Annotated in this window: 6 protein-coding genes; 4 read left to right on the top strand and 2 right to left on the bottom strand. The window is 57.8% G+C overall.

Features of this window, described 5'->3' with window-relative positions; translation table 11 throughout:
* Positions 1-80: 80 nt before the first annotated feature.
* The 4 genes from ehuB to ehuA all read left to right on the top strand — a co-directional run bounded on the left by ehuB (position 81) and on the right by ehuA (position 3,201).
* The gene (gene ehuB / locus AACY42_RS06900; protein WP_339478025.1) at positions 81-935 is read left to right on the top strand and encodes an ectoine/hydroxyectoine ABC transporter substrate-binding protein EhuB; all 855 of its coding nucleotides are present in this window, start codon (positions 81-83) and stop codon (positions 933-935) included.
* 84 nt (positions 936-1,019) lie between these two features.
* The gene (gene ehuC, locus AACY42_RS06895; RefSeq protein ID WP_339478023.1) at positions 1,020-1,679 is read left to right on the top strand and encodes an ectoine/hydroxyectoine ABC transporter permease subunit EhuC; all 660 of its coding nucleotides are present in this window, start codon (positions 1,020-1,022) and stop codon (positions 1,677-1,679) included.
* On the top strand, positions 1,676-2,332 hold the full coding sequence (gene ehuD / locus AACY42_RS06890) for an ectoine/hydroxyectoine ABC transporter permease subunit EhuD (protein WP_339478021.1): 657 nt from the start codon (positions 1,676-1,678) through the stop codon (positions 2,330-2,332). The genes ehuC and ehuD overlap by 4 nt, the downstream gene beginning before the upstream one ends.
* Positions 2,332-3,201: an ectoine/hydroxyectoine ABC transporter ATP-binding protein EhuA gene (gene ehuA / locus AACY42_RS06885; RefSeq protein WP_445261584.1), complete on the top strand. Its 870-nt coding sequence runs from the start codon at positions 2,332-2,334 to the stop codon at positions 3,199-3,201. The genes ehuD and ehuA overlap by 1 nt, the downstream gene beginning before the upstream one ends.
* A 117-nt stretch (positions 3,202-3,318) precedes the next feature.
* On the opposite strand, the gene AACY42_RS06880 is transcribed toward ehuA, so the two are convergent.
* Together AACY42_RS06880 and AACY42_RS06875 are read right to left on the bottom strand one after the other, a co-directional pair.
* On the bottom strand, positions 3,319-7,491 hold the full coding sequence (locus AACY42_RS06880) for a hypothetical protein (protein ID WP_339478018.1): 4,173 nt from the start codon (positions 7,489-7,491) through the stop codon (positions 3,319-3,321).
* Between the two features lie 81 nt (positions 7,492-7,572).
* On the bottom strand, positions 7,573-12,123 hold the full coding sequence (locus AACY42_RS06875; protein WP_339478017.1) for a Tc toxin subunit A-related protein: 4,551 nt from the start codon (positions 12,121-12,123) through the stop codon (positions 7,573-7,575).
* Positions 12,124-12,410: the final 287 nt, after the last annotated feature.

Here is a 12,410-nt window from a genome sequence, read left to right as displayed (position 1 = left end):
GTACGCTTTGCTCTTGTAACACTGCCTCCTACCACAGAGCCGTCCAACGACGGATCCACAAGAAACAGGAGATTTTATCGATGAGCAATTTTCTTCCCCGCACCTGTGCGCCCCTGCGTCGGCTCTTGCTGACCTGTGCCGTACTCGGCCTGGCCGGTAGCGTTCAAGCGGCCACCCTGGATACCGTCAAAAGCAACAGCAGCATCCGGATCGGCTACGCCAACGAAACCCCATTTGCCTATACCGAAACCGACGGCACCGTCACCGGTGAATCCCCGGAGATCGCCAAGATCATCTTCGCCAAGATGGGCATCAAGCAGGTCAATGGCGTGCTCACCGAATGGGGCTCGTTGATCCCAGGCCTGCGGGCCGGCCGTTTCGATGTCATCGCCGCCGGCATGTACATTACCCCGGCGCGCTGCAAGCAAGTGTTGTTCACCGATCCGCAGTACCAGCTACCCGATGCCTTGCTCGTGGCCAAGGGCAACCCGAAAAAACTCCACAGCTATGAAGACGTCGCCAAGCAACCGGATGTGAGACTGGCAATCATGGCCGGCACGGTGAACCTGGCTTATGCCCGCGATTCCGGGGTCAAGGACGAGCAGATCCTCCAGGTCCCCGACACCACCGCGCAATTGCAAGCCGTGCGTGCCGGGCGCGCGGACGCTGCCGTCGGCACCCAACTGACCATGAAAGGGCTGGCCAGCAAGGGCGGCGACAAGGTCGAGGCGATGACCGAGTTCAAGGACGACCCCTCCCACATCGGTTACGGCGCCCTGGCCTTCCGCCCCGAAGACAAAGACTTGCGCGATGCGGTCAATGCCGAGCTGAAGAAGTGGCTGGGCTCCGAAGAGCATCTCAAGACGGTTGCGCCATTCGGGTTCGACAAATCCAACGTGACCCGCAAGACCGCGGCCGAGCTCTGCGCTCAGTAGTCGCCAAAAACTGGCGTGCCGAAACAGGCATGACGCGCGGTGCGTGATGCCTGTTCCCTGCTTCACCGGACATTGGGTTGAACCATGGGCGAATTACTTCCGTTATTGATACAGGGGGCCTGGGTCACGCTCCAGGTGACCTTCTTCGGCTCGCTGCTGGCCATCGTCACGGCGGTGTTGGCAGCCCTCGGGCGACTCTCGCCGTGGCGAACGCTACGCTGGTTTTCCATCACCTACATCGAAGTGTTCCGTGGCACCTCGCTGCTGGTGCAATTGTTCTGGCTGTTCTTCGTATTGCCTCTGCCCCCCTTCAACGTTGAGTTGAGCCCTTACGCCGTGGCCATCGTCGGCTTGGGCCTGCACATCGGTGCCTACGGCGCCGAGGTCATGCGCGGCGCCATCAGCTCGGTGGCCAAAGGGCAATACGAAGCCTGCACGGCGCTGAATTTCAGCGGTTTCAAGCGTTTCAAACGGATCATCCTGCCCCAGGCTCTGCTGGCGGCGATTCCACCGGGCACCAACCTGTTGATCGAGCTGCTGAAGAACACCTCGCTGGTGTCGCTGATCACCTTGTCGGACCTGAGTTTCCGGGCGCGGCAGTTGGATCAGGCGACCTTCCAGACCCTGGAGATCTTCAGCCTGGCCCTGGTGATGTATTTCATCCTCGCCCAGGCCATCAACTTCGGCATGCGCCACGTCGAACGACGGCTGAGCCGGGGCCGGATGCGTGGAGGTCTGTCATGACGCTGTTCGACTGGTCCTACGCCGCACAAATCCTGCCGGACCTTCTGCGGGCATCGCTCAACACCGTGGGCATTACCCTGATCGGCTTCCTGATCGCGATTGTCCTGGGGCTGTTCCTGGCGATTGGCCGGCGCAGTCGCAAATTCTGGCTGTCGTGGCCAGCCACGGTGGTGATCGAGTTCATCCGCAGCACGCCGTTGCTGATCCAGGTGTATTTCCTCTACTACGTGCTGCCCAACTACGGCTTGAGCCTGACGGCCATGCAAGTCGGCATCCTCGGCATCGGCCTGCACTACGCCTGCTACATCGCCGAGGTCTATCGCAGTGGTTTGGACGCGGTGCCGCGGGCGCAGTGGGAAGCGGTGACGGCGCTGAACATCGCGCCGTACGACGCCTACCGCAACATCATCCTGCCCCAGGCGCTGCGACCAATCGTGCCGCCCCTGGGCAACTACCTGGTGGCCATGCTCAAGGATACGCCGGTGCTGTCGGCGATCACCGTGGTGGAAATCATGCAGCAGGCCAAGAACATCGGCTCCGAGCATTTCCGCTACCTGGAACCAATCACAATGGTCGGCCTGTTCTTCCTCGCTTTGAGCCTCGCCTTGGCTTATCTGGTACGGCGCCTTGAAACGCGCATGGAGCTACGCTAATGACTTTACCCCTGTCCTCGCCCACCGATTTGTCCCGGCGCAGCACACTGGCGTCGCAGCAGGAGGCCCCGGCCATGCAAGACCCAACAACGTCCCGGCCGATCGTGAGTTTCCAGGACGTAACCAAAAGCTATGGCAGCTTCACGGTGCTCGACCATCTGAACCTGGATGTCGCGCCCGGTGAAAAGGTCGCGATCATCGGCCCCAGCGGCTCGGGCAAGTCCACGCTGCTGCGGGTGCTGATGACCCTGGAAGGCATCGACCAGGGTCAGATCCGCATCGAAGATGACTCCCTGACCCACATGCCCAACCGCAACGGCGTGTTGGTGCCGGCCAACGACCGACACATCCGCCGGGTGCGCGGCAAGATCGGCATGGTGTTCCAGAGCTTCAACCTGTTCCCCCACATGACCGCGCTGCAAAACGTCATCGAGGCGCCGGTGCAGGTACTGGGCATGAACCCGAAAGAAGCCCGGGAGCGCGCCGCCGACCTGTTGGAGCTGGTGGGGCTGGGCAGCAAGCTCGACCATTACCCATCGCAGTTGTCCGGCGGCCAGCAACAACGGGTGGCGATTGCCCGGGCCCTGGCGATGCGGCCCAAGGTGATGCTGTTTGACGAAGTGACCTCAGCGCTCGATCCGGAGCTGTGCGGAGAGGTGCTGAATGTGATCCGCAAGCTGGGTGCCGAGCACAACCTGACCATGCTGATGGTGACGCACCAGATGGGGTTTGCGCGGGAATTCGCTGATCGGGTGTGTTTCTTCTACAAAGGGCAAATCCATGAGCAAGGCACCCCGGCGCAGATCTTCGAAAACCCGCAGCAGGAGCGTACGTGTGCGTTCTTGAGTGCGGTGAAAGAGGCAAACTAACCCTACCCACTGGCGAGAACCCTGGTGTGGCGAGGGGATTTAGCGAAACGTCGCACCGCCCCGCTGGGCTGCAAAGCAGCCCTCAAAGCCAGACATCCAGTGTGTCTTCTTGATTTCCTATAAGAAAATTGGGGGATCCTCAGGGTCTGTCTCCGTTTCCCCCGACGCAGAAGGTGCGACATTGAAGGTGCGTGTGTTTGAATATAGCGGGCTGCCGCCGTTGGAAGATCTAACGTAGAGTCGATGCTCGCCCGAACCAAAGCTTGTGATAACGCCCCATGCACCGTCCGATGAAACACTGATCGTTACTCTGTAAGCCAGGTTGTCATACAAATCGACTGAAGTGGCAACGCTCGCTCGCCCCCAAAGCGATACCATCGGAAATTCGGTGATGCCGTTCTCCTGAATTTCTCTACCGAGATAGTCTTTGATACTCATAAAAGTTAGAGGATTTTTGACGGTATAAGTCCGCGGCGGGAAGTCCGTAGCCTGCGTCTCATCAGTAATCTGACCGAAGGCAACCTTGAACTCCACCGTTAGCGTGCTGCCGTCGCCCAGCTCCAGCAAGTACTTGGAGATCTTGGACATCCTGTAATAACCCTGGATCAGCCAGATCTCGCTGACCTTTGGGCCCGGCGGTATCCAGATATTGTGGTTGTGCTCAGCCCCATCGGCCTTATAGCCTTTCAAGCGCATCCACAAGTGCTGGCCGATCGCGATATGCGGCCAGTTGTCGACCTGTATCTCGACATTATCCAACACGTTTTTAATATACAGTTCATCAGCGTTGCCGTTATCCGCAGCCAGAAGAATACGCGGCCGGCTTGGCATCAGCGCACTGTTAGCCAACGTGCCTACAGTCAGCAACAACCCAGAGGACTGCGGCTTCACTCCACTGGTACGCTTGACGATGTAGGTGACCGTCACCGATCTGCCAAGGTTATAGGCGATCACCGACACCGGGATGTCGATCTTCTTGTTGCCGGGCAGCGTTTGCACAGCCGTAGTGTGGGTTCCGCCCCCGGCCGCACCGGTCCACATCACACTGACCTGATCGCCGGATTGGATACCGTAGTCAGGAATCTCCACCGTCAGGTTGTCCTTGGCCGCCATCGGATTCAATTGCTGGCTGGGCGCATTGCCCGTGGCCTGTTCGACACTGGGAGCACGCGCGTCAAATGCCGCGCGAATGGTGTAGGTGCGCAATGGGAAAGGAGTGGCCTGAGCGTCATCCACACTTTTATTAAAAGAAGCCTTGAACTCCAACTTTAATTGGCTGCCGTCGCGCAGCCCCTGCAGTTCGCTGTAGGCAATAGTCACTTCGCCGAACCCTTGCCTATACCACTCCATGTCCACCCAACTACTGCCACCGCGCCGTAGCTGCTTATCGTAAGCTGAATTATTGGCATCCGTGCCCTCCAACCGTAACCAAATACGCTGCCCATGTGCGATATGCGGCCAGCTATCAATGCGAATGGTGGCATCGCCCGACAAACTGCCGACATCCAATTCGCCGCTCTGATTGGCCTCGAGGATGCGCGGTTTACTCGGCATCAGCGCGCTCTCAGCCAACGTGGCCACAGCCAGCGTCAAGGCAGCGGATGGTGGCTTCACTCCACTGCTACGCTTGACGATGTAGGTGACCGTCACCGATCTGCCAAGGTTATAGGCGATCACCGACACCGGGATGTCGATCTTCTTGTTGCCGGGCAGCGTTTGCACAGCCGTAGTGTGGGTTCCGCCCCCGGCCGCACCGGTCCACATCACACTGACCTGATCGCCGGATTGGATACCGTAGTCAGGAATCTCCACCGTCAGGTTGTCCTTGGCCGCCATCGGATTCAATTGCTGGCTGGGCGCATTGCCCGTGGCCTGTTCGACACTGGGAGCACGCGCGTCAAATGCCGCGCGAATGGTGTAGGTGCGCAATGGGAAAGGAGTGGCCTGAGCGTCATCCACACTTTTATTAAAAGAAGCCTTGAACTCCAACTTTAATTGGCTGCCGTCGCGCAGCCCCTGCAGTTCGCTGTAGGCAATAGTCACTTCGCCGAACCCTTGCCTATACCACTCCATGTCCACCCAACTACTGCCACCGCGCCGTAGCTGCTTATCGTAAGCTGAATTATTGGCATCCGTGCCCTCCAACCGTAACCAAATACGCTGCCCATGTGCGATATGCGGCCAGCTATCAATGCGAATGGTGGCATCGCCCGACAAACTGCCGACATCCAATTCGCCGCTCTGATTGGCCTCGAGGATGCGCGGTTTACTCGGCATCAGCGCATTCTCCAGCAAGGCGCTCACATTCAACGTGAGCGAATCCGGTGCCGGCAGCGACGTGCTACCACGCGTCACCGTATAGGTAACCGTCACCGGCTTGCCCAGGGCGTAGGCGATCAACCCCACCGGCAGTTCGATCGTCTTCTGCCCGACGGTTCCCACCTCAACCGGTACCGTACTGTGTGATCCCTCCTCCGGGCTACCCGTCGCACCGGTCCAGGTGACGCTGATCTGGTCGGTGCTCCGCATGTCATCGTAGTGCGGCACTACCGCCGTCAGATTGGCCACCGCCGCAAGCGGATCGAGCTGAGTGCCATCCGCCTCGGCGATTGTCAAGGCAGGCAAACGGTTGGTAGTTCCCGTCCAGGTCGGCGATTGTTTGAAGCGAATGCAGTCGAGGCTCAGGGTAAAGTCACCAATACCGTCGCTTGACGTCGTAACTGTCCAAGTGAGGCCATCCTCGACCAGCGTTCGAGCCTGCGTCGGCTCAACTTGCAGCCTTGACTGATCGACGGTGAGCGTCAGGTCCTCACCCGTCAACACACTGTCGGAGCTGGGTTTGAGCTTCAGTTCGTAAGACTGGCCGGGCAGTATCAGCCAAGGATCGTCGGGCGAAATCTCCTCTCCGTCGACACTCAGTTCGAACTGTGCCCATTTACGGGTAGGGATGGTCTTGATGTCGAAGACTTGCGCATGCCTATCGGCCTCGGACTTGTAAGGGCTGTCAATGGTCGCGACCAACTGGGCATCGCCAGTGGGTTGGTAGACATAGGCAGACCAACCATCAGGCCGAGTGGGAATGGTGGTCAGTAGCTCGTCATCATGACGCCATTGCACGTCGATACCAGGCTCAATCTCATCGGAAACGGTGTAACGAACCTTGACATGAAGATCGATGGTCTCGTCTTCCGCCACGCTTGGCCAGAAGTCCCGCAGGATGTGCCTGACGATATCAAGCTTGTAGGGCCCGACGATGCAGGCCAACGTTTCATGGGGCGGGGCGTGATAGACACTTTCAAAGCGCAGGGTGGCAGTTTTGCCATCAACGCTGGCATCGCCAGCATCACCATCGTTACGAATTTCCCAGCCCGTGGCGATAGGCTGGGCATCATCATCGTCGTCAGGTTCGGTCGGCGTCACTTGCAGCCAGGCCTGCCCGGCCTCGTCCTGATTGGTGAAGGACGCGTAGGCGCTGGTGCCTTTATAAACCCCGCCGCCGGCCCAGCCGCAGTCTTCAGCCACCGGCAAGTCAAGGTGATGCGTCCCTCCCCCCCGGCAGATCGGCATATAGGCACGGCCGTCTTTTTCCACCCAATAGCGTGCGCTGACGCCATCCAATTCGGGCATGGGTTGATCGGTGGTCAGTTGCAACGGTTTAAGGTGCAGGAATAACGACACACCGAAGGCCACTTCGGGAGCGACATCCGATCCTTGGGCCTTGCCGGAAAAATGCAACTCACCACGACCACCCGGCCAACCAGGCTCTTGGGCGACAGGCTGGTCGTTTTCTGGCCCGCTCGTGATATCGACATCAGGGCTGGATGGATCGAACAGTCCGGATTGAAAGGCCAGGACAGCTTTTGGCTGGTTGTTCTCGTTGTTCAGAACGATCGTTTCGTCGCAGGTCAACCAGTCTCGTGGCTGCTCCACGCCTTCTCTCATGTTGCTCGTGTGCAACTCGTATTCCCAGTAATGCGCCCTGGCGTTGAAGTACGCCCGCACTTTAGGATTTTCGCTCAACCGTTGTGTCGGTTGATAAAGAAACCTGACTTGATACCCGTCCTCTGCCGTCAGGTTAAGGTCGACTGGCAGATCGAATTCGATCGAGGCCTCCGCCGCGCCATAGAGATAGACAAAACGGCGTTGGATGTCGGGGCTCATTACATAGACGAGATCGGCACCGTCGTCGTTCCCGGGTGCGCGCCTCGTCCATTGCGAAGGCCAAGTACTCGTGAGTAAATCGCCTGCTTCTCCCAGCAAGTTGCGCTCGATTTTTTTCTGCACGCTCATGTCCACGCTCCCTGACAGGTTGTGTTACGTCAGTTCGGTGACTACAGGCCAAGCTTGAACGAGGTTTATGGACGCCTCGTCCTACTGGCGAAACACCGTCTCTTTTAAAAGCTCTGTGATGGTCTCGGCAAAGTCTTTGCCGCCATCGTGGGCGGTGTATTCCACTTCGACGATGATGTCGGTCAACGACTCCAGAATCTCTGTTTGCTTGTCGGAGTCGGGGTGTGGAAAGGCGATTTGCCACGAAGCGATCGCGCCGGTTCGTTCGAAGGACGCATAACGGTCTTCGTCGAAAGCGAAACGTGAGCCGATGCCGTCATCGTCCAGTCCGTCGGAAACGGCGATTTGCGGCTGGGCGCGCAGGTTATAGCGCACATAAGTGGTATCGGCGTCAGCATGCGCCGGATCATAGAGATGCTGGGCACCACCAGGGTCGGGTTTGATCAGCAGCTTGCTGGAGAGTTGCGTGAGCGTCATGCACGCCGTCTCGTAGGGACCGAACAGCGCCGGCAGGGTGATCGACACGCGACGAATCTGGCGCAAATAATGGCCGGGATAATCGCTGTCGTAGCACCGGCTATCAAGGGTGAAATCCAATTTCCCGGTAACCTTGAGCGTCTCGAATGTATCTGGCCAGGCATCCCCGAAATAGTCGCGCAACGATACCAACTTCCTTATCGTCAAGCGCCGTTCATAGCGATGTAAAAAAGCTGACTCCATGCGCAGCAGACCCAGCGTCAGCGATTCGCCAGCAGTAAAACCATGATGGCTGTCGACCCATGCACCGGGCAGGATGAAGTGGCTTTCATAATCGCCAATTTCGTACTGCCAGCAGGCCTGCGCCGACAAACACAGGGCGGTCACCGCATCGTAGGTCTGGAAATACAACGTGGCCATTTTGCTCTGCATCCAGCGGTAGAGCGATGCCCGGGAGGTGCGGGTCTGGGTGAGGAAGGTATACATCTCCTTGGCCTGTTCGATGGCCCGAGCTTGCTGATTGACCGAGACCGTCGATGCCTGGATCTGGATCTGCTGGGCTTGCACTTGTTTTCCCAGTGCCTCGAGTTCGGCAATCGCCGCCTTATGCTGGAATTCCCACTCTTCGCGCAGGCGCCGTTGTGAACCGTAGCGCTCATGGAGGTTGGCCCAGAACGATTCACTTTGACTGTAAGCGCTCGTCGCTGCGGCAGTAGCGTGTGCCGGGGCACTCCACTTGATGCCGCCGGCCGCCATCCCAAGAATGTTGACGGCAAAATCCAATGCGTGTCCGAAGCTGGTGGTGGACCCCGTAGCCACGGCGCCTTTTCTTGCACGCTTTAGATTCTCGGCCGCCTCGATTTCCTCCTTATTCAAACCCTTCTCGACCAATCCATGAAAATAGCTTTTTCGCTCACCTACCATCAGTTGGGAAGCCTTGAGAGCCTCAAGCGTGACTTCGGCATGGCGCAACAATTCGGTTTGCAGTTCGCGACTGAAATCGCTCATCTCGATGAGATGTTCCTGTTGCAACGTTTCCTGGTCGCAGCGATCCGCCTGCTCAGTATATTGCCGAAGCTGGTCACCAAACCTGCACAGGGTCTGCACCGCTTGCTGCGCGCGAGGCAAGATGGCCATGAAGCGATAAGGCGGAACGATCGGTGGCGTCAGGATGTCCCGCAGGTTGAAGCCACCGCCACCGGCCTGGGCCCGCATCAGGTCCTTGGGATTGATGGGTGTGTCGTAAAGCGGCAAGTCGATGGGCTTGCCGTCGAGGGTCAGGTAATGCCGCAGGTTGTGCAATCGTGCCTTCAGGACGTCCCAGACATCCAGCAGGTCGCGATTGATTTCCGCGCGAAAATCCGGGTGATCCACCAGGGGCGCCAACAGACCATGGCCGGATGTCGGCGGCAGATTGATCAGTGTATCGACCGACAGCGATTGAATGAGCGCGTCGAAACACTCAAGGTTGCGCGCGCCTTCCAGTTCACCGAGGGACTTTGGTGTCCAGTTGGATGCCCCGCGCACATCAGGCGCCGGCCCCATCATGCGCGCGGCCTTCAGATAGAGCATTTTGGCTTCGGTCAAACTGTCGCGTGTCAGCTGCCGATAGAGCCAGTCCCCCCATTCGATCAGGGTCTCGACATAATCGCGAAAAATCCGTTTACGGTAATGAATTGGGTTGCTGTAGGCGATGGCATCCGGATCGGCGGGCGATGCCACTTCGAAACTTGGATCGCCCTCCATCAGCAATGGCCGCGAGCGCCAGTAGGGGGTGGTTTCTGTACGTCCCGGATTGATCTTGGCGGACGGATCGAAGAGATAATACAACCATCCCAGCGCATCCTCGAAACTCATTTCGCGGCGCAGCCGCACCGCTACCAAATGCGGGAGATGGAAGAATATTTCCCAGAAATAACGCCCGTTCGCGCCATGGAAGTCTAAAAACTCCGGTTTATCCGAGCCCGGACGCGGCGGCTCTTCGGTGTGCTGGCTGTCCCAGGAAAGCAGATTGCCAATGGAAAGCCCCGCCCGCTCCACCAGCTCGCGACCGAACGAGGTGTTCAAGCGGATGGATTGGACGGCGTTTACCTCTCCGAACTCAGCACCAAAATCGAGAAACTGACTGGCCTGACCCTGAGCACTCTCGGGCCCTAAGACGATTTTTGACCCGTCGAGCGGCGGGGCATTGAGTGTAATCTCGTACTCTTGATAGCCCCCGCTCCAAGTACCGTCTTTATATTCCCCCAACCCGACGGCAACGATTTGCGGATTGCTATTCAACGCAAGCCAGTTTAAGTGCAACGCGGCCCCATTGAATGTAAACGACTGAAGATCCCCCGCGGGCGCTTTGCCCTCGCCTACCCAGATGGGCAGGGAGAGAGGACCTACTGATCCGGTTCCACGGTTTGAAAACTGGCCATTGATTATAAAATCCGAGTTGTTATCGCTGGTGACTCTCAACCAGGTTCCATGGTTGGCATATTGGGCGTCTGGCAGGTTTGCCATGTGCCGAAAGATACTCCTATAAGTACCATCGCTATTAAAAGCCGGTATAGCCAAGGAGGCTGTAGCACTCCCCCCCCCAACCGTCGCGGTCTCCCCTGCCACACCCTGCTCATCTAAAAATTCGACCCGTGCAGGCGCCGTGAAGTTACCCGAGGAAAAGTCAAAGACTATGTTGTAGTATTGGTCACGGCGAAGATTACAGAAAGACCCAGTCATAGAAATATCAATAAAAGAATGCGGCTGCGAGATAATATATTTATAAACGCGCGTGCGAAAATTTGATATCCGCTTCTCAGAAAGCCTATGAAAACTCCCGACTGTTATCAAAAGAGAAGATCCAGCGACGTTTATTGCCCGTAGGTAGAGGTAATTCGTATATCCCGGCTCGCCCCCGGGGTTCTTGACTTGAATGGATTCTACTCCCCACCTGTTGTAGTTTCTTTCGCCACCCAGCTGCGGCAGGCGTCGTTGGAGATAAGACGTCCCCTGACCCTGAGCCGGCCCCTCCGGCCAATATTGCTGGAACAACTCATCAATGTGCGCCTGTTCGGCTTGCGCGAGGTCGATGCGGTTCAGCAATTCATCCCATGCGTAATAGCATCTGGTGCGCTCCCCATCGGCGGTTGACAGCTCCACGCCAAGCACCATCTGCGCCGCTTCTTTGGTAATCCCGCTTTCACTGGTGATTGCCAGAAGCTTATTGTTTCCTTCTGTCGCACGTGCGCGCCGATGGCGCTGATCGGGCTGCGGGCTTTCGCGCTTGAGCATGACCGTGTCAACGACAAACGGCGGGCTCCAGCCGCCGCTCAGGTTGCGATAAGAAAAGCGAATATCAAACTGGTCCCAATTGAGCCCTTCAGCCTCGCCAATATCATTCAAGGATGATCTGCTCACCCAGAAGACGAAAAGCCGGCTGCCAAAAAAAGTCAGGCGCACACTCACGGCATCGCCTATCGCGGCCTCGCTGGGTTCCCACTCACTCCAGGCGCTGGGCGGAATCCGTGTCTGCCCCTCACCGCGAACGATGCCAGCCTTGCGCCAGTAATATTTGTTATCGACGGGCTTGCGCCCGAGGAAATAATAGTCCGCTTGATAAACAGTTGAATCGGACAGCACAAAAGGCCCATCAATGTACCCGCTGAGCACCTGGATATCGGCGATTTCTTCGAATTGCTCGAGATAATTGAGCACGGACGATTGTGCACGCTCGGTATTGAGACGTCCTTGCGCAAGGCCCCCTTCCAACTCTTCATAAAAGCGCGTTTTGACAATGCGCAATTGCGGATCGATATAGTTTTCCGGATAACTTTTCAATTTCTCGACGCCCGCCCAAATCGCATAACGGCTTTCCCACTGACGCCAGGTTTCCACTTCCCGCTCATCGAACTGTTGTCCGAAACCCGGCTCGTCGCCGGAATAAATGCCGTGGATATAGCGCTGCAAGCTGGCGATCATCTCGCCCACGGCGGATGTTTTCGGCGCCGTGTCGACATGGTGGTCGAACAGGTGATAGGCATTGAGGTCATCGGCTGCGGCCAGCACATGGGTATCGCCGTCTCGGGCCGCCACGGCGCCTAAGTAACATTCAAGAAGTGCCTCCTGGCGCTGCTTGTTCAAGGCTTCAAGTTTCGTCGTGAGATCCTTCATGACCGCGCCTCTGGGATTTCATACCTGATGGCTGATTCGCTGCTCCAATCCTGGGATCACCGCAGGGGGCATCGATGTGCGTGTGAATGGGTAAGGGCCCGTTCAGGATCCCGGTCGGCGGGATGACTGGCCATCCCATTGGATTTTCGTGCGCAGGATCCGGCTATAACGGGTGCCTTGCAGCGCCGCCCCGATCGAAAAGACCGCCCTGGGATCGGGCAGTTGTCGGCAGTCGATTTGCCAAGTCAAGCTGCCCCCCTCAGGAAGCTGGCGCATCTGCAAAAAGC

The organism is Pseudomonas sp. RL_5y_Pfl2_73, assembly GCF_963970515.1.
Lineage (GTDB): Bacteria > Pseudomonadota > Gammaproteobacteria > Pseudomonadales > Pseudomonadaceae > Aquipseudomonas.
This window is presented reverse-complemented; position numbering and strand designations above follow the sequence as displayed.

Excerpts from the sequence above, each read along its gene's own strand:
- ehuB (WP_339478025.1), top strand. The coding sequence starts at position 81 with ATGAGCAATTTTCTTCCCCGCACCTGTGCGCCCCTGCGTCGGCTCTTG.
- ehuC (WP_339478023.1), top strand. The coding sequence starts at position 1,020 with ATGGGCGAATTACTTCCGTTATTGATACAGGGGGCCTGGGTCACGCTC.
- ehuD (WP_339478021.1), top strand. The coding sequence starts at position 1,676 with ATGACGCTGTTCGACTGGTCCTACGCCGCACAAATCCTGCCGGACCTT.
- ehuA (WP_445261584.1), top strand. The coding sequence starts at position 2,332 with ATGACTTTACCCCTGTCCTCGCCCACCGATTTGTCCCGGCGCAGCACA.
- AACY42_RS06880 (WP_339478018.1), bottom strand. The coding sequence starts at position 7,491 with ATGAGCGTGCAGAAAAAAATCGAGCGCAACTTGCTGGGAGAAGCAGGC.
- AACY42_RS06875 (WP_339478017.1), bottom strand. The coding sequence starts at position 12,123 with ATGAAGGATCTCACGACGAAACTTGAAGCCTTGAACAAGCAGCGCCAG.